The 17,468-nt window shown below is 71.7% G+C and carries 13 protein-coding genes; 5 read left to right on the top strand and 8 right to left on the bottom strand.

Annotated elements, in window-relative coordinates:
* Window positions 1-127 precede the first annotated feature (127 nt).
* Both ACIRQF_RS15615 and ACIRQF_RS15620 read right to left on the bottom strand, forming a co-directional pair.
* The gene (locus ACIRQF_RS15615) at window positions 128-1,396 is read right to left on the bottom strand and encodes a metallophosphoesterase (protein ID WP_404092496.1); all 1,269 of its coding nucleotides are present in this window, start codon (window positions 1,394-1,396) and stop codon (window positions 128-130) included.
* A gap of 326 nt (window positions 1,397-1,722) precedes the next feature.
* On the bottom strand, window positions 1,723-2,829 hold the full coding sequence (locus tag ACIRQF_RS15620; RefSeq protein WP_376627387.1) for a LacI family DNA-binding transcriptional regulator: 1,107 nt from the start codon (window positions 2,827-2,829) through the stop codon (window positions 1,723-1,725).
* 426 nt (window positions 2,830-3,255) lie between these two features.
* On the opposite strand from ACIRQF_RS15620, the gene hisC reads away from it, so the two are divergent.
* Window positions 3,256-4,344, top strand: coding sequence for a histidinol-phosphate transaminase (hisC, locus tag ACIRQF_RS15625; RefSeq protein WP_382477422.1), 1,089 nt, complete (start codon window positions 3,256-3,258; stop codon window positions 4,342-4,344).
* 100 nt (window positions 4,345-4,444) lie between these two features.
* Here the strand turns inward: hisC and ACIRQF_RS15630 are convergent, their stop codons facing one another.
* Complete coding sequence (locus ACIRQF_RS15630; RefSeq protein WP_404092499.1) at window positions 4,445-4,825, bottom strand: cyclophilin-like fold protein; 381 nt, start codon at window positions 4,823-4,825, stop codon at window positions 4,445-4,447.
* A 205-nt stretch (window positions 4,826-5,030) separates the two neighbouring features.
* Here ACIRQF_RS15630 and ACIRQF_RS15635 point away from each other — a divergent pair, with 205 nt between their 5' ends.
* Genes ACIRQF_RS15635 through ACIRQF_RS15650 form a run of 4 tightly spaced genes read left to right on the top strand, consistent with a single transcriptional unit; the run spans window position 5,031 to window position 13,102 of the window.
* Window positions 5,031-6,536 (top strand): cytochrome ubiquinol oxidase subunit I, encoded by a 1,506-nt coding sequence (locus ACIRQF_RS15635; RefSeq protein ID WP_404092501.1) that lies wholly within the window; start codon window positions 5,031-5,033, stop codon window positions 6,534-6,536.
* 18 nt (window positions 6,537-6,554) lie between these two features.
* Window positions 6,555-7,559: a cytochrome d ubiquinol oxidase subunit II gene (gene cydB, locus ACIRQF_RS15640; RefSeq protein ID WP_376627394.1), complete on the top strand. Its 1,005-nt coding sequence runs from the start codon at window positions 6,555-6,557 to the stop codon at window positions 7,557-7,559.
* A 58-nt stretch (window positions 7,560-7,617) separates the two neighbouring features.
* The gene (gene cydD, locus ACIRQF_RS15645) at window positions 7,618-11,370 is read left to right on the top strand and encodes a thiol reductant ABC exporter subunit CydD (RefSeq protein ID WP_404092505.1); all 3,753 of its coding nucleotides are present in this window, start codon (window positions 7,618-7,620) and stop codon (window positions 11,368-11,370) included.
* A 19-nt stretch (window positions 11,371-11,389) separates the two neighbouring features.
* On the top strand, window positions 11,390-13,102 hold the full coding sequence (locus ACIRQF_RS15650) for a GAF domain-containing protein (RefSeq protein WP_382477428.1): 1,713 nt from the start codon (window positions 11,390-11,392) through the stop codon (window positions 13,100-13,102).
* A 207-nt stretch (window positions 13,103-13,309) separates the two neighbouring features.
* On the opposite strand, the gene ACIRQF_RS15655 is transcribed toward ACIRQF_RS15650, so the two are convergent.
* The 5 genes from ACIRQF_RS15655 to ACIRQF_RS15675 form a co-directional block, all read right to left on the bottom strand.
* Entirely contained in the window at window positions 13,310-14,176 is an 867-nt protein-coding gene (locus ACIRQF_RS15655) for a Cof-type HAD-IIB family hydrolase (RefSeq protein WP_404092508.1), read from the bottom strand.
* A 149-nt stretch (window positions 14,177-14,325) separates the two neighbouring features.
* The gene (locus tag ACIRQF_RS15660) at window positions 14,326-15,228 is read right to left on the bottom strand and encodes an LLM class flavin-dependent oxidoreductase (RefSeq protein WP_376627402.1); all 903 of its coding nucleotides are present in this window, start codon (window positions 15,226-15,228) and stop codon (window positions 14,326-14,328) included.
* Window positions 15,229-15,274: 46 nt separating this feature from the next.
* The gene (locus ACIRQF_RS15665; RefSeq protein ID WP_404092511.1) at window positions 15,275-15,736 is read right to left on the bottom strand and encodes a hypothetical protein; all 462 of its coding nucleotides are present in this window, start codon (window positions 15,734-15,736) and stop codon (window positions 15,275-15,277) included.
* Window positions 15,737-15,831: 95 nt separating this feature from the next.
* Entirely contained in the window at window positions 15,832-16,377 is a 546-nt protein-coding gene (locus ACIRQF_RS15670; protein WP_404092514.1) for an RNA 2'-phosphotransferase, read from the bottom strand.
* A 107-nt stretch (window positions 16,378-16,484) separates the two neighbouring features.
* Window positions 16,485-17,414, bottom strand: a complete 930-nt coding sequence (locus ACIRQF_RS15675; protein ID WP_404092516.1) for a MerR family transcriptional regulator — start codon at window positions 17,412-17,414, stop codon at window positions 16,485-16,487.
* Between the last annotated feature and the right edge of the window lie 54 nt (window positions 17,415-17,468).

Genomic DNA, 17,468 nt, shown 5'->3' on the forward strand with positions numbered 1-17,468 from the left:
GAGAACGGCAGGTCGGGCGGAAACGGAGGAGAGCCTGCTACGGATGAGCCGATGGTATTGCGCTTACGGCACGCGGTGACAGGGTGTTTCGGGAAATCGCCTTCCCCGTATGCGTACGGTTAATACCTCAGGCGGGCAGGGGGAGTTGGACGACCAGCAGCTTTCCGGCCATGGTCACTCCGCCGTCCATCGCGATGGCGAGCCCGTCCGCGTAGACGTGCGGACCGTCCACGACCGGGCGCTCACCCTCCTCGCCGTCCTCGGTGCCGACCTGGCCGAGAAGGTACGGGATGGGGCTGTGGCCGTGCACGATCCGGTGCCCGCCGTACGTGCCGAGGAGCTCCTGCACCGCTTCCGGTCCGGCGGCCTCGTCACGGAAGGCGAAGCGCTTGGTGAACTTCCGGAAGACGTCCCAGACCTCGTCCGCGTCGTTCCGGGTGAGGATCTCGTGGACCTTGTCGTTGACGTCCTCGATGGTCTGGCCGTACTCCAGGTACGCGGTGGTGTCGGAGTGCAGCAGCAGGTGCCCGTCCTCCTCCACCACGGCGTCGAGCCGGGACATCCACTGGAGGTGCACGTCCTGGAGGCGGTCCATGTCGTGCTTCTGGCCGCCGTTGAGCAGCCAGGCGGCCTGGAAGGTGGCGGTGCCGGCCCCGGAGCTGACCGGCGTGTCCCCGAACCTCTTGGCGCCGATGAGCAGCAGCTCGTGGTTGCCCATCAGGGCCTTGCAGTAGCCGCCGGCCGCGGCGGCCTCGGCCGACAGGCGCATCACGAGGTCGATGACGCCGATGCCGTCGGGGCCGCGGTCGGTGAAGTCGCCGAGGAACCACAGGCGGGCGTTGCCGGCGGACCAGTTGCCGTTCTCGTCGATGAGGCCCTGGGCGTGCAGGGCCGCGAGGAGTTCGTCCAGGTAGCCGTGGACGTCGCCGACGACGAAGAGCGGGCCGGGGCCGTCGGGATTCACGGGCACCGGCTGGGGCGCGGGGGTGACGTGCACCTGGACCGTGTCGCCCCGGTTGATGACCGGCAGGTCGCGCTCGGTCGGGGTGTAGCCCTCGGGCGGCTCGTCGGCGGGGTACGCGTTGCCCGGGTGTCCGACCGAGCCCAGGTGCAGCGTGGCGTCGGCGGATGCGGGCGGAGCGGCCGGTGCCTGAGGTGCGGGCGGAGCGGCCGGTGCCTGAGGTGCGGGCGGAGCGGCCGGTGCCTGAGGTGCGGCAGGGCCACCCGGGGCCGCCGGTGCCTGAGGTGCGGCAGGGCCCCCCGGGGCCGCCGGGGCGGCGCTGGGGAACGGGTCGACCGACTGCCCCTGGACGGGCACCCGGGCGTACGGAGGTACGCGGAAGTCACGCAACGTCGCCGTGCGCACCACGGGTTCCTGTCCGGCCCCCTGTGTCATCGACCCCTCCACCACCGTCGCGATGCCCTGCACATCGCGGACCGGCCTGGTCGTGGTGGTCCGCGGTGTCGTCCGCCCATCATAGGAATGAGCGTCCTCCTGTGTGACGCACCAGGGGTGGTGAATCCGGGTCCACTCCGGGTTCACCGGTTGTTTCGCCCGAATTGGGAAGGTCCAGGCCAGGGGAGGGGCCGGGCCGCCCGCAGGTTTACCCCCGGTGCGTCCCCCGATCCGGCGCCGGGATCCCGCTGACCCGGCGCCGGGACCCCCCGAACCGGCGCGCGGCTTCCCCGAACCGGCGCGCGCCCCCTCCCCGTCCTCCGGGATCAGTCCTTCGAGGGAGACCTCGGCGGACTGACCGTCGTCCGCGGCGACCGTCGCTGCGAGGACGTGCGGACGATCAGCTCCGTCGGTATCACCTGCTCGACCGGGCCGTCGGTCTCGATCCCCTCGATCGCGTCGATGAGGAGCTGGACGACGGCGGTGCCGATCCGGCGGGGCTTGAGCGAGAGTGTCGTGATGGGCGGCTCGGTGTTGGCGTACACGGTCGACTCGCTGCAGCAGACCAGCAGCAGGTCGTCCGGCACGCGCAGCCCGTAGCGGCGGGCCGCCGCGAGCAGATCGGTGCCGTTGGGGTCGAAGAGCCCGTACACGGCGTCGGGGCGGTCCGGGCGGGCGAGCAGCCGGTCGGCCGCGACGGCGCCCGCGCACGGGTCGTGCGCCGGATAGGCCTCGTAGACGGGGTCCTGGCCCACCCGCTCGCACCAGTTGAGGTACGCGGTGGTGGAGAGCCGGGTGTACGTGTCGGTGGTGGTGCCGGTGAGCAGGCCGATCCGGCGGGCGCCGGCGGCCGCGAGGTGGTCGAGCAGGTCGAGGACGGCCGCCTCGTGGTCGTTGTCGACCCAGGCGGTGACCGGCAGGGTGCCGGCCGGCCGCCCGTCGGAGACGACGGGCAGGCCCTGGCGGACGAGTTCGGTGACGACAGGGTCGTGGTCGGAGGGGTCGATGACGACGGTGCCGTCCAGGGCGACGTTCGACCAGACGTCGTGACGGGAGGTGGCGGGGAGGATGACGAGGGCGTAGCCGCGGGCGAGCGCGGCCGAGGTGGCGGCTCTGGCCATCTCCGCGAAGTACGCGAATTCGGTGAAGGTGAAAGGTTCATCCCCGTACGTCGTCACGGTCAGGCCGATGAGGCCCGACTTGCCGGTACGGAGCGTGCGGGCCGCGGCGGACGGGCGGTAGCCCAGCCGGTCTGCGACCTCGCGGACGTGACGGCGGGTGGCGTCCGGGAGCCGGCCCTTGCCGTTGAGCGCGTCGGAGACAGTCGTGATGGAGACTCCGGCGGCGGCGGCCACGTCCCGGATGCCCGCCCGGCCCTGCCGGCTTCCCCGGGTCTGTCCCCGGCTCACCTGGTGCTTCCCTGCTGCTGTCATGGCGAGCCGATAGTAGGGCGAGGGAGGTGGGTCGAGCCGGTCGCATATGCAGGCAGGGACAGGCACGTTTCTGCATGATCGTTAAGCCTCAACCGCCTTGGAAAACAAGAAAGTTCAGGTCACTTGCTTGGGACCAGGAGACCCAGGTGCCCATGCACCTGGCAAGTGGGCGAGGTCTCGAAGAGGTCTCAACTCACCTCTACGGGCGATGCGCGCCACGGCGCTCGCCACCGGCGCGCGCCACCCCGCCGCGCGCTCCCCCGCGAGGCGGCCGTCCGGGATCCGGTGATCACCCGGCCGCCGTCCGGGGCCCCCCCGGCCCTCCGGCGCCGTTGCCGCTCTGTTGTCCACAGGCCATTCGCAGGGGAGGCGAATCCTCATAAGGTGAGGAGTATTGGTGGCAAGGATCGTCGAGGAGGACACACTGTGAGCGAGACCAGCGGGACGAGCCCGAAGCTGCGCGCCGAGCTGGACGGCATCCCCACCTACAAGCCGGGCAAGCCGGCCGCCGCGGGGGGCCCGGTCGCCTTCAAGCTGTCCTCCAACGAGAACCCGTACCCGCCGCTGCCGGGCGTGATGGAGAGTGCGCTGGCCGCCGCCGGGAACTTCAACCGCTACCCCGACATGGCCTGCACAGGGCTGATGGAGGAGCTGGCCGACCGCTTCGGCGTGCCCGTCACGCACCTGGCGACGGGCACCGGCTCGGTGGGCGTGGCGCAGTCCCTGGTGCAGTCGACCGCCGGTCCCGGCGACGAGGTGATGTTCGCCTGGCGCTCCTTCGAGGCCTACCCGATCATCACGCAGATCAGCGGGGCGACCGCGGTGCAGGTGCCGCTGACCGACGGCGATGTGCACGACCTCGACGCCATGGCCGCGGCGATCACCGACCGGACCCGGCTGATCTTCGTCTGCAACCCCAACAACCCCACGGGCACCGCAGTGCGCCGTGCGGAGCTGGAGCGCTTCCTCGACCGGGTGCCCTCCGACATCCTGGTGGTGCTCGACGAGGCGTACCGGGAGTTCGTGCGCGACACCGAGATCCCGGACGGCATCGAGCTCTACCGCGACCGGCCGAACGTGGCGGTGCTGCGGACCTTCTCGAAGGCGTACGGGCTCGCCGGCCTGCGGGTGGGCTTCGCGGTCGCCCACGAGCCGGTGGCGGCGGCGCTGCGCAAGACGGCGGTCCCGTTCGGGGTGAGCCAGCTCGCGCAGGACGCGGCGGTGGCCTCGCTGCGGGCGGAGGACGAGCTGCTCGGGCGGGTCGGCTCGCTGGTGGCGGAGCGCGAGCGGGTCCATGCGGGGCTCGTGGCCCAGGGCTGGACCGTGCCGGACACCCAGGCGAACTTCGTCTGGCTGCGGCTCGGCGAGCGGACCATGGACTTCGCGGCGGAGTGCGAGCGGCACGGCGTCGTGGTCCGGCCGTTCGCGGGTGAGGGCGTGCGCGTCACGATCGGTGAGTGCGAGGCGAACGACCTGTTCCTCAAGGCGGCGGAGGGCTTCCGCAAGGGGAGCTGACCGGTAGGTGACGGTCGGCTGTCAGTCGGCACGTGACGGTCGGCGGTCACCCTCGGTCACGTGACGACCGGCGGTCAGTCGGTCACGTGACGGTCGACGGTCAGTCGGTCACGACTTCCACGCGGATCGGGTCGCCGTCCCTGACGGTGGCCAGGATCCGCGGGTCCCCGTCCAGCGCGCCCATGATGTTGCACGGGCTCGCGAGGCGCGGTTCGTCCCCGAGCGAGATCGGGGTGGGGCCGTAGGGGAGGGCGAGCGCGTCGCCCTCCGTCCAGAAGGCCACCGTGCCCGGTGCGACGACCTGACGGGCGTCGGCTTCGAGCGGCACGGAGACCGGAGTGTCGAAGTAGACCTCCTCGCCCCAGGTCCGGGCGGTGGAGGAGATCGGGAGAGCCCCCGCGAGCGCCTTGCTCGTGGGGGTTTCGTCGATCGTGGCCGTGGTGTGGCCGGCGGGCCAGGAGATTCGTATCCGAAGGGTCATGGCCCGGATTCAACAATATGTTGAAGGTCTTGGGAAGGGGTGACCTTCGGTAGGGGGACCCCCCGGCTGAAGGTACGGATTTCGTATGAGCCATAATGCTTGTGAATGTGAACGCGTTCACAAGCGTGTCCCTGTTTCTCCCTGAATGGGTGGGGCAAACGGGGCAAACTGCCCACGTGACCACGCGATGTAAGGAGAAGATGTCGTGGACCTAGCTCTTGCGCCGGAGACGCTGGCGCGCTGGCAGTTCGGCATCACCACCGTCTACCACTTCCTCTTCGTCCCGCTGACGATCTCCCTCGCGGCCCTCACTGCCGGGCTTCAGACGGCCTGGGTGCGCACGGAGAAGGAGAAGTACCTCAGGGCGACGAAGTTCTGGGGCAAGCTCTTCCTGATCAACATCGCGATGGGTGTCGTCACCGGCATCGTGCAGGAGTTCCAGTTCGGCATGAACTGGTCCGACTACTCGCGCTTCGTCGGCGACATCTTCGGCGCCCCGCTCGCCTTCGAGGCGCTGATCGCCTTCTTCTTCGAGTCCACGTTCATCGGGCTGTGGATCTTCGGCTGGGACAAGCTGCCCAAGAAGATCCACCTCGCCTGCATCTGGATGGTGTCGATCGGCACCATCCTGTCCGCGTACTTCATCCTCGCGGCCAACTCCTGGATGCAGCACCCGGTCGGCTACAAGATCAACGCCGAGCGGGGCCGGGCCGAACTCACCGACTTCTGGCTGGTGCTCACCCAGAACACCGCGCTCAACCAGTTCTTCCACACGATGACCGCGGCCTTCCTGGTCGGCGGCGCGTTCATGGTCGGCATCTCGGCCTTCCACCTGGCCCGCAAGCGGCATGTCTCCGTGATGCGGACCTCGCTGCGGCTCGGCCTGATCACCCTGATCATCGCGGGCCTCGGCACCGCGATCAGCGGCGACCTCCTCGGCAAGGTCATGTTCAAGCAGCAGCCCATGAAGATGGCCGCGGCGGAGGCGCTCTGGGATGGCGAGGCACCCGCCCCCTTCTCCGTCTTCGCCTATGGCGACGTCGAGAAGGGCCACAACTCCGTGGCCATAGAGATCCCCGGCCTGCTGTCCTTCCTCGCGAACGACGACTTCGACTCGTACGTGCCGGGCATCAACGACGTCAACAAGGCGGAGCAGGAGAAGTACGGCCCCGGTGACTACCGGCCGAACATCCCCGTCGCCTACTGGGGCTTCCGCTGGATGATCGGCTTCGGCATGGCGTCGCTGGCCGTCGGAGTCGTGGGTCTGTGGCTGACCCGCAAGAAGTTCATGCTGGCGCCCGGGCTGCGGACCGGTGAGGACGAGGTGCCGCATCTGGTCCTCTTCCGGAACAAGGCGCTCAGCCCCCGCCTGGGCAAGTGGTACTGGATCGTCGCCCTGTGGACGATGCTCTTCCCACTGATCGCCAACTCCTGGGGCTGGATCTTCACCGAGATGGGCCGTCAGCCGTGGGTCGTCTACGGCGTGCTGCGCACCCGTGACGCGGTCTCCCCCGGGACCTCCCAGGGCGAGGTGCTCACGTCGATGATCGTCTTCACGCTGCTCTACGCCGTCCTCGCCGTGATCGAGGTGAAGCTTCTGGTGAAGTACGTGAAGGCCGGCCCGCCCGAGCTCACCGAGGACGACCTCAATCCGCCCACCAAGATCGGCGGAGACCACGACGCCGACCGGCCCATGGCCTTCTCGTACTGAGGCTGAGGAGATCGAGGCATGGAACTCCACGACGTCTGGTTCGTACTCATCGCCGTCCTGTGGATCGGCTACTTCTTCCTGGAGGGCTTCGACTTCGGGGTCGGCGTCCTCACCAAGCTCCTCGCCCGGGGCCGGACCGAGAAGCGCGTGCTCATCAACACCATCGGCCCCGTCTGGGACGGCAACGAGGTGTGGCTGCTCACCGCGGGCGGTGCGACCTTCGCCGCCTTCCCCGAGTGGTACGCGACGCTCTTCTCCGGCTTCTACCTGCCGCTGCTGGTCATCCTGGTCTGCCTGATCATCCGCGGTGTCGCCTTCGAGTACCGCGCGAAGCGGCCCGAGGAGAACTGGCAGCGCAACTGGGAGCAGGCCATCTTCTGGACCTCGCTCGTCCCGGCGTTCCTGTGGGGCGTGGCCTTCGGCAACATCGTTCGCGGTGTGAAGATCGACGCGGACATGGAGTACGTCGGCAACCTCTGGGACCTGCTCAACCCGTACGCCCTGCTCGGCGGACTGGTCACGCTCAGCCTCTTCACCTTCCACGGTGCGGTGTTCGCGGCGCTCAAGACGGTCGGGGACATCCGTACCCGGGCCCGCGCGCTCGCGCTCAAGCTGGGTCTCGTCACGGCGGTCCTCGCGCTCGCCTTCCTCGGCTGGACCCAGGCGGACAACGGCGATGGCTGGAGCCTGGTCGCCCTGCTGGTCGCGGTCGTGGCCCTCGTCGGGGCGATCGGCGCGATCCGGATCGGGCGTGAGGGCTGGTCGTTCGCGCTGTCGGGCGTCACGGTCGCCGCCGCGGTGGCGATGCTGTTCCTGACGCTCTTCCCGAACGTCATGCCGTCCTCGCTCGACCCCGCGTGGAGCCTTACGGTGACCAACGCATCGTCGAGCCCGTACACGCTCAAGATCATGACGTGGTGTGCGGCGATCGCCACCCCGTTGGTGCTGCTCTACCAGAGCTGGACCTACTGGGTGTTCCGCAAGCGGATCGGCACGCAGCACATCGCCGACGCGGCTCACTAGGAAGCGGCCGACTCGCCGAGCTCATCAGCCGGCCCTCTGCCAGGGGAGCATGTTTCACGTGAAACCGATCGATCCGCGGCTCATGCGGTACGCCCAGGCCACCCGCTTCTTCCTCATGGCGGTGGTCGTCCTCGGCCTCGTCGGGGCGGCGCTGATCGTCGCCCAGGCGATGCTCATCGCCGAGGTCGTCGTGGGGGCCTTCCAGAAGGGCCTGTCGGTTTCCGGGCTCACCACGCCCCTGCTGCTGCTCGCCGGAGTGGCGGCGGGGCGGGGCCTCGTCTCCTGGCTCACCGAGCTCGCCGCGCACCGGGCGAGCGCGGCGGTCAAGTCCGAACTACGGGGCCGGCTGCTGGAGCGGGCCGCACGGCTCGGGCCGGGGTGGCTCAGTGGGCAGAAGGCCGGTTCGCTGGCCGCGCTCGCGACCCGGGGCGTGGACGCCCTGGACGACTACTTCGCCCGCTATCTGCCCCAGCTGGGGCTGGCGATCGTGGTGCCGGTGGCGGTGCTCGCCCGGATCGTCACCGAGGACTGGATCTCGGCCGCGATCATCGTGGTGACCCTGCCGCTCATCCCGGTCTTCATGATCCTCATCGGCTGGTACACCCAGGCCCGGATGGACCGGCAGTGGAAGCTGCTCTCTCGGCTCTCGGGCCACTTCCTCGACGTCGTCGCCGGGCTGCCCACCCTCAAGGTCTTCGGGCGGGCCAAGGCTCAGGCCGAGAACATCCGGTCGATCACCACCGAGTACCGAAGGGCGACGATGCGGACGCTGCGCATCGCGTTCCTCTCCTCCTTCGCCCTGGAGCTCCTGTCGACCCTGTCGGTCGCGCTCGTCGCGGTCACCATCGGCATGCGGCTCGTCCACGGCAGCCTCGACCTCTACACGGGGCTCGTGATCCTGGTCCTCGCCCCTGAGGCGTATCTGCCGCTGCGGCAGATCGGGACGCAGTACCACGCGGCGGCGGAGGGGCTCGCGGCCGCCGAGGAGATCTTCGAGGTCCTGGAGACGCCACTGCCGGCCGGTGGCACGGAACCGGTGCCCGTGTCCCTCCGCCTCGACCTCGACCGCGTGACGGTACGGCACCCCGGCCGCACCGAACCCGCCCTGGACGCCGCCACGATCACCGTGGAGCCCGGCGAGACGGTGGCCCTGATCGGGCCGAGCGGCGTCGGCAAGTCCACCCTGCTCGACGTGGTGCTCGGCTTCGTGACTCCGGAGGAGGGCGGCGTCCGCGTCGGCGGAGTGGACCTCGCCTCGCTCGACCTGGAGGAGTGGCGCTCCCGGATCGCCTGGGTGCCGCAGCGCCCCTACCTCTTCGCCGGCACGATCGCCGAGAACGTGCGTCTGGCCCGCCCCGACGCCTCCGACGACGCGGTGCGCCAGGCCCTTCGGGACGCGGGCGCCGACGACTTCGTCGCCGAGCTCCCTCAGGGCACGGACACCCTCCTCGGGGAGGACGGCGCCGGCCTCTCCGCAGGGCAGCGCCAGCGCCTCGCGCTGGCCCGCGCCTTCCTGGCCGACCGCCCGCTGCTCCTCCTGGACGAGCCCACCGCCGCCCTCGACGGCGAGACGGAGGCGGCCGTCGTCGCCGCCGTCCGCCGCCTGTCCGCAGGCCGCACCGTCCTGCTGGTCGTCCACCGCCCGGCGCTGCTCGCCGTCGCGGACCGGGTCGTACGGCTGGCCCCGGCGGGGCCGTCGGAGGAGACGGCCGGCAAGCCGTCGGAAATCCTGGACCGCCCGCACGTGGCCGGGCTCCTGGCCGACGGGACGCCGCTGCCGGCCTCGTCGCCGGAGCCGACCGGGTCCACCGGGGGCGTCGGCGCCGCAGGCACCGCTGTGGTCGCCGAGGACCTCACGGGCACCCCGGAACCGGCCGCCGGCCGCGCGCCGTCGGCGGCCGACAGCGTGACGCGGGGCGCTCCGGTTGCCTCGGGACAGGCTGCCGGGGGATCCGCCCACGGCGCCCCTTCGGGGCGGTCGACGTGGTCGGTCCTCCGACGCGTGCGGGGCATGGCCGGGGAGCTCAAGGGGCGGATGGGACTCGCTCTGCTGCTCGGCAGCCTCGCGCTGGGGTCGGCCGTGGGGCTCATGGCCGTATCCGGGTGGCTCATCTCGCGCGCCTCCGAACAGCCGCCCGTGCTCCATCTGATGGTCGCCGTCACCGCCACCCGGGCCTTCGGCATCGGGCGGGCCGTGTTCCGGTACGCCGAGCGGCTCGTCTCGCACGACGCCGTCCTGCGGATGCTCGCCGACCTGCGCGTCGCCGTCTACCGGCGCCTGGAGCGGATCGCGCCCGCCGGGCTGCGGCGTACCCGGCGCGGTGATCTGCTCGCGCGGCTGGTGCAGGACGTCGACGCCCTGCAGGACTACTGGCTGCGCTGGTCGCTGCCCGTCGGGGCGGCTGTCCTCGTGGGCGTCGGATCCGTGGGGTTCACCGCCTGGCTGCTGCCCGAGGCCGGGGCCGTGCTCGCCGCGGGGCTGCTTTTCGCCGGGGTCGTCGTTCCGCTGGCCGGCGGCACGCTCGCCCGGCGGGCCGAGCGGCAGCTCGCCCCCGCCCGCGGCGCGCTCACCACGACCGTCGTCGACCTGCTGAGAGGCTGCGCCGAACTCACCGTGGCCGGTGCCCTGAAGGGCCGCGTCGAGCGGGCCGCGGCGGCCGACCGTACCCTCACCGGCATCGCCTCCCGGCAGTCCGCCGCGAGCGCGCTCGGCGCCGGGCTCTCGGCGCTGGTCTGCGGCCTCACGGTCGCGGCCGCCGCGTTCGTGGGCGTGCAGGGCGTGCGGGACGGGCGCCTGGACGGTGTCGCGCTCGCCGTCGTCGTGCTGACCCCCCTGGCCGCCTTCGAGGCCGTCACCGGACTGCCGCTCGCCGTCCAGTACCGCCGGCGCGTGCGGCAGAGCGCCGAGCGGGTCTTCGAGGTGCTCGACGCTCCCGTGCCCGTGCACGAGCCGGTCACGCCCGCCACTCCCCCGGCGCACCCGTTCCCGCTGGAACTCGCCGGGCTCTCGGCGCGGCACGCCGAGCAGGACCGGCCCGCGCTCGCGGACTTCCGGCTGACCCTGGAGGCGGGACGCCGGGTCGCGGTGGTCGGTGCCTCCGGCTCCGGCAAGACGACCCTCGCGCAGGTGCTGCTGCGCTTCCTGGACGCCGAGTCCGGCACGTACCGGCTCGGCGGGGTGCCCGCCGGGGAGCTCGACGGGGACGCCGTACGCCGCTTCGTCGGCCTCTGCGCGCAGGACGCGCATCTCTTCGACAGCACCCTCCGCGAGAACCTCCGCCTCGCCCGGACCGGCGCGAGCGACGCCGAACTGCGCGAGGCGCTGCGCCGCGCCCGGCTCCTGGACTGGGTGGACGGACTTCCCGACGGCCTCGACACGCTCGTGGGCGAACACGGCTCGCGGCTCTCGGGCGGCCAGCGCCAGCGCCTGGCCCTCGCCCGGGCGTTCCTCGCCGACTTCCCCGTCCTCGTCCTCGACGAGCCGGCCGAGCACCTGGACCTGGCCACCGCCGACGCGCTCACCGACGACCTGCTGCGGGCCACCGAAGGCCGGACGACCGTCCTCATCACCCACCGCCTGCACGGCCTCGACGCCGTCGACGAGGTCGTGGTCCTGGACCGGGGCCGGAGCGTGCAGCGCGGCACGTACGCGGAGCTCGCGGCCGCCGACGGGCCGTTGCGGCGGATGCTGGAGCAGGAGCGGGCCACCGATCTGCTGCTGACGCCCGCGGACGCCGGCGCGGGCACGGGTGCGGGTGCGGGCGGCGTCGGCGAAGCAGCCACGGACCAGCCGACTTTTCTCGCCAAATAGGACTTACTAGGCTCATCCCATGACCGCCGCCGTGCCGGACGCCCCGGACCCGCTCGAAGCCGCCACCCAGGCCACCCGCAGCCTGCACGGCCTCTCCACCGAGCTCACCGCCCGCGTCCCGCAGCTCCTGGAGGCGATGCGCTCCGTCGGCACCGGCCTCGAACTGACCTCCACGCTCGACCGGATCTGCGAGACGGCGGCCGAGCTCGCCGACGCCCGCTACGCCGCGATCGGCGTCGTGGACGAAGAGGGCGACGGTCTCTCCGACTTCGTCACCTTCGGCGTGGCCGACGACATCGCCCGCCGCATCGGGCACCGGCCCGACGGGCACGCGGGGCTGCTCGGCGCGCTCATCCGGGAGCCCCAGACGATCCGGCTCGCCGACCTGTCGACCGATCCGCGCTCGGCCGGCTTCCCGCCCGGCCACCCGCCGATGCGCACCTTCCTCGGGGTGCCGATCCGGGTCCAGGGCGAGATCTTCGGCAACCTCTACCTCGCCGAGAAGAGCGGCGGCGTCGAGTTCAACGACTACGACGTCCACATGGTCCGGGTGCTCGCGACGGAGGCCGGGATCGCCATCGGCAACGCCCGCCTGTACGAGGCCGCCCGGCAGCGCGAACGGTGGATCGACGGCTCCGTCGCCGTCACCACGGCCCTGCTCTCCGGCGGCGACGCCGACGACGCGCTCACGGTCGTCGCCGAGCAGGCCCGCCGGCTCGCCGACGCCGCGGCGGGCATCGTGCTGCTGCCGGCCGAGGAGGGTGGTCTGGAGATCGTCGCCGTCTCCTCGACCCAGGTGAGCAAGTCGCTCGGCGTGGTGGTCCCGCCCGAGAGTCCGGTGGTGAAACTGCTGATGGAGGGCGAGGCGGTGTTCGTCGCGGACGCCTCCACGGACCCGCGGATGCTCAGCAGTCTGTCCGCGCAGTACGGGCCCGCGATGTTGCTGCCGCTGCAGAGCGGCGGGCGGGTGCTCGGCGCGCTCGCCACCCCGCGGGCGAGCGGGGCACGCCAGTTCACGGAGGCCGAGCGGACCCTGGCCACCCAGTTCGCCTCGCAGGCAGCGCTGGCCCTGATGATGGCGGAGGCGCAGCGGGACCGGGAGCGGCTCGCGGTCTTCGAGGACCGCGACCGGATCGCCCGTGACCTGCATGACCTGGTCATCCAGCGCCTGTTCGCCACCGGGATGATGCTGGAGAGCGCGCAACGGAAGTCGATCGTGCCCGCCGTGCAGGTGGGCGTCGGCAAGGCCGTCGACGAGCTTGACGTGACCATCCAGGAGATCCGGACGGCGATCTTCGCCCTCCAGCAGGGGCCGGCCGAGGCGCCGTCGGGTCTGCGTACGCGCGTGCTGCGGGAGATCAACATGGCGGCGGTGCCGCTCGGCTTCAAGCCCGCCCACCGCTTCGTGGGGGCGGTCGACGCGCTGGTCGGCGACCTCACCGGCAAGAACCTGATCGCCGCGCTGCGCGAGGCGCTCTCGAACGCCTTCCGGCACGCCGGGGCGACCCGGATCGACGTGGTCGTGGACGCGACCGTCTCCCTGCCCGACGGCACCCAGGGCGTGCGGCTCGCGGTCGCGGACGACGGCATCGGCCTTCCCGTCGGCGGCCGGCGCAGCGGCCTGCGCAACCTCGCCCGCCGCGCCGAGTCACTCGGCGGCGCGAGCTGGTGCGGCCCCGGTATCGGAGAGGACGGCGGCGGGACGACGGTGATCTGGGAGGCCCCGCTCTAGGGCGGAGCCGTGTCCTGTACGTCCTCCGTACGCGCTCGGCCGTGGACCTTACGCGCTGGACCCGGGGACCGTACGCGCTCGGCCGTGGACCGTGCGCGCTGGGCGGGGGACCGTGCGCGCTGGGCGGGGGACCGTGCGCGCTGGACCCGGGGACCGTACGCGCTGGGCCCGGGACCGTGCGCCCGGCCCGGCACCGTACGCCCCCGCTCAGACGTTCCGTACGGCTTCCGCCTCGGCGACGAGCTGCTCGATGATCACGGCCACGCCGTCCTCGTTGTTGCCGACGGTGCGGCCGGAAGCCGCGGCGATCACCTCGGGGTGCGCGTTGCCCATGGCGTACGAACGACCCGCCCAGCTGAGCATCTCGATGTCGTTCGGCATGTCACCGAAGGCCGCGACCTCCTCGGGCGCGATGCCGCGCTCGGCGCAGCAGAGGGCGAGCGTGGAGGCCTTCGAGACGCCGAGGCCGCTGATCTCGATGAGCGCGGTAGGGCTGGAGCGGGTGAAGGAGGCCAGGTCGCCCGCGGCCTCGCGGGCGGTGGCGAGGAAGACGTCGGGGTCGAGCTCCGGGTGCTGGGCGAGCAGCTTGATCACCGGGGCCGCGGCACCCGGCGCCTCCTCGAAGAGCAGCTTCTCGGCGGTGGCGACGGTCGCACCCGGGTCGAGGAAGAACGGCGGGTACTCCGGCTCGTAGTGGATGCCGGTGGTGAGCTCGACGGCGAAGGTGGTGCCGGGGGCGGCGGCGCGCAGCGCCCCGACGACCTCGAGGGCGACGGTCCGCTCCAGCGGGCGGACCTCCAGAAACGTTCCACCCGCGTGGAGGTCGACGACCGCGGCGCCGTTGGCGCAGATCGCGAGGCCGTGGCCGTGGACGTGGGCGCTGACGACGTCCATCCAGCGGGCCGGGCGGCCGGTGACGAAGAAGACCTCGATGCCCGCGCGCTCGGCGGCGGCGAGCGCCGCGATCGTCCGCTCGGAGACGGTCTTGTCGTCCCGCAGAAGGGTGCCGTCGAGGTCGGTGGCGATCAGGCGGACGGCCGGGGCTTCGGGGCGCGCGGAGTGGGGTGAGGTCACCGCACCATTCTTCCGCACAATCTGCACGGGCGTGCGAGGGGGCGCACATCTGAGTAGGGCGACGTGGCCCCTGGCGACGCCTCCGCCCCAGCCGTCCGACCGGTCGCCGGTCGCCTCCGGGGCGGAGGGTTCGCTCCGTGGGGCGGAGGTCAGCCCAGCTGCGCGAGCGTCTCCGTGACGATCTTCTCGAAGACGTCCCGGTCGGCGGCGAAGTCCGAGTCGGGGATCGGCCAGTGGATGACGATCTCGGTGAAGCCGAGCTCCTGGTGGCGGCCGGCGAAGTCGACGAAGCCGTCCACGGAGCCCAGGAGCGTGTTCTGCTCCGGGGTGAAGCCGGTGAGCAGGATCTTGTCCAGTTCCGCCACGTCCCGGCCGATCTCCGCGCAGGCCTTGCCGAGCTTCTCGATCTGGCCGCGCAGGGCGGCCAGGGACTGCTCCGGGGTGCCGTTCTCGTAGAGCTTCGGGTCGCCCGTGGTCACCCAGGCCTGCCCGTGGCGCGCCGCCAGCTTCAGGCCGCGCGGGCCGGTCGCGGCGACCGCGAACGGCAGCCGCGGCCGCTGCACACAGCCGGGGATGTTGCGGGCCTCGTCCGCGGTGTAGAAGGCGCCCTGCTGGGTGACGGCGTCCTCGGTGAGCAGCCGGTCGAGCAGCGGCACGAACTCGGCGAAGCGGTCGGCGCGCTCGCGCGGCGTCCAGGCCTCCTGGCCGAGCGCGGTGGCGTCGAAGCCGTTGCCGCCGGCGCCGATGCCGAGGGTGACGCGGCCGCCGGAGACGTCGTCCAGGGAGATGAGCTCCTTGGCGAGGGTCACCGGGTGCCGGAAGTTGGGGGAGGTGACGAGCGTGCCGAGGCGCATCCGCTCGGTCGCCGTGGCGGCGGCGGTGAGGGTGGGCAGGGCGCCGAACCAGGTGCGGTCGCGGAACGAGCGCCAGGACAGGTGGTCGTAGGTGTAGCCGGCGTGGAAGCCGAGCTGCTCGGCCCGCTGCCATGAGGCACGTCCGCCCTCGTGCCAGCGGTCGACGGGAAGGATCACGGTGCTGAGGCGCAAGGTCATACCGACGAGCGTACGTCCGTCGCGGGCGGCCCTGCGGCCCTGTGTGTCACCGCACGTTGCGCGAGAGCCAGGGGGTGAGGGTGTGGCGGAAGACGAGCTCCTTGTACGTCTCGTCGCCGGGCAGCGGGACGATCAGCCACCAGCCCGGGGGGAAGAAACGGCCCTTCACGTGGGCGAGGCCGCCGTGGACGGAGCGGACGAAGGCGGGAGCGGCGTCGCGGGGGACGTCGTCGAAGACGACCCCGTCGACGGTGATCTTCGCGTCGTCCTCGGGGAAGAGCTGGACGCTCACGGACGGGGAGCCGCCGAGTTCGACGTAGGCCTCGTGAGGAAGGGAGCCGTCCGGGTCCAGGACGGCGAGGGCGCCGGCGGAGGTGTGTCGGGAGGTGCGGTCCGCGCCGATGTCGTCGGTGACCGTCATCTCCAGGCCGAACTCCTGGGCGACCGTACGTATCGCCCTGACGGCCGCTTCGGTCGTGGGCAGGTGCGGGTGCTGGTGTCGTCCCATGGTCACGATCATGCCCCAGCCAGGATTCTGCCCGAAACCGGGCAGGTGGTAGGCCGGAGGACCAATCGGCCGGGGAAGCGGTCGGCGGAGGCCGGTCAGCCGGGGAAGCGGATGAACCGCGGGGGTACGGCGTCGGTGAGCCAGACGCCGTTGGCGCTGACGTGGAAGACGTGTCCGGCGCGGTGCATGGCGCCGGCGTCGACGCTCAGCACGACGGGGCGGCCGCGTCGGGCGCCGACCCGGGTGGCGGTCTCCCGGTCGGGGGAGAGGTGCACGTGGTGGCGGGCCATGGGGCGCAGGCCCTCGGACCGGATGGCCGGTAGGGCGGCCGCGACCGTGCCGTGGAACAGGTAGGCGGGCGGTTCGACGGCCGGCAGGTCGAGGTCCACCGGGACGGTGTGGCCCTGGCTGGCCCGGATGCGGGTGCCCTCGATCGCGAAGCGCTTCTTGTCGTTGGCGGCGACCACGTGGTCGAGCTCGGCGCGGGTGATCGGGAAGCCGTGGGCGGCGGCGGCTCTCAGGAGGGCGTCGATCTCGGTCCAGCCGTGCGGGTCGAGCACGAGCCCGATCCGTTCGGGCTGGTGGCGCAGGTGCTTCGAGAGGTACTTCGACACCTTCACGGTGCGTTTCTCGTCATTCATGAAGGCATTGAAGCCCCATGTTTGATCCACAGCCAAGTGGGTTTATCCACAGGCCATTTGGCGATTCTGTGGACAACGCCCTTCTCCACTCAGCCGACTTGGTAAATTCAACCGCTTTTAGCGGGATTTGAGGCAAGAGTATCCAATGTTCTTGTCTGTACTTCTCGTTCGGCGGCCGCCGTGACGAACGCCGCCACGTTCTCCGGGCCAACCAGATGCGCCACAGCCCGAATCGTGTCCGGGGGGAGCGCCACCGAACGGGGCTCGCGGTCGGCCGGCGGAGGTGCGTCGGGCGAGAGGTGGAACTGCAGATGGCGGGTGGCGAAGAGGCGCATCGCGCGCGCAAGTTCGGCGTCCACGGTCTGCTGCGCGAGCGGCCGGAGCCGTCGCACCAGGGTCGCCGCCTCCGCCGCATCCGCATCCGTCGGCGGCCTGTGCTCCAGATAGCGGGCGAAAACGTGCTCCGACGTGAACTCCAGGAAGCGGGCGGCGATGTGCTCGACCTGACCGCGAAGTTCCCTCAGGTGCCCGGTGATTGCCGCCAGCGGAACACCAGCCGCGTACAACTCGGCCGCCACCGCCAGTTCTTGCGGGCTCGGTACGAGGTACTCCTCGGCGTCCCGGTCCGGGATGCGTTCCAGGACCCCGAGCTCGATCGCGTCCCGCACCGCCTCCTCGTCCGGCTCGCCGCCGAAGCGCGCGTCCAGCTCGGCCCGTGAGATCCGGTCGGCCTCCTCGTCCGTCCACGGGCCGTCGACCTCGGCGACCAGGCCGAGCACCCCGCCGAGCCCGCGCCCGGCGTCCCAGGCCTCCAGGAGCTCCTTGATGGAGGCCAGGGTGTAGCCGCGGTCCAGCAGGTCCGCGATCTGTCGCAGCCGGGCGAGGTGCGCGTCCCCGTACACGTTCGACCGGCCGCGCCGCTCCGGTCGGGGCAGCAGGCCGCGGTCCTGGTAGGCGCGGATGGTCCGGACCGTGGCCCCGCTGTGATGGGCCAGATCCTCGATCCGGTACTCCGGCTGTGCTGACTGCTCGGACAAACCCGCTCCCACCGACCGTTCCCTCCACCCCGACGCCCAGGGCCCTGCTGCCAG

The organism is Streptomyces sp. NPDC101191 (assembly GCF_044767915.1).
In the GTDB taxonomy this organism is placed as follows: Bacteria; Actinomycetota; Actinomycetes; order Streptomycetales; family Streptomycetaceae; genus Streptomyces.

Coding starts and splice junctions, on each gene's coding strand:
- ACIRQF_RS15615 (WP_404092496.1), bottom strand. CDS start 1,396: ATGACACAGGGGGCCGGACAGGAACCCGTGGTGCGCACGGCGACGTTG.
- ACIRQF_RS15620 (WP_376627387.1), bottom strand. CDS start 2,829: ATGACAGCAGCAGGGAAGCACCAGGTGAGCCGGGGACAGACCCGGGGA.
- ACIRQF_RS15630 (WP_404092499.1), bottom strand. CDS start 4,825: ATGACCCTTCGGATACGAATCTCCTGGCCCGCCGGCCACACCACGGCC.
- cydB (WP_376627394.1), top strand. CDS start 6,555: ATGGAACTCCACGACGTCTGGTTCGTACTCATCGCCGTCCTGTGGATC.
- ACIRQF_RS15650 (WP_382477428.1), top strand. CDS start 11,390: ATGACCGCCGCCGTGCCGGACGCCCCGGACCCGCTCGAAGCCGCCACC.
- ACIRQF_RS15660 (WP_376627402.1), bottom strand. CDS start 15,228: ATGACCTTGCGCCTCAGCACCGTGATCCTTCCCGTCGACCGCTGGCAC.
- ACIRQF_RS15665 (WP_404092511.1), bottom strand. CDS start 15,736: ATGGGACGACACCAGCACCCGCACCTGCCCACGACCGAAGCGGCCGTC.
- ACIRQF_RS15670 (WP_404092514.1), bottom strand. CDS start 16,377: ATGAATGACGAGAAACGCACCGTGAAGGTGTCGAAGTACCTCTCGAAG.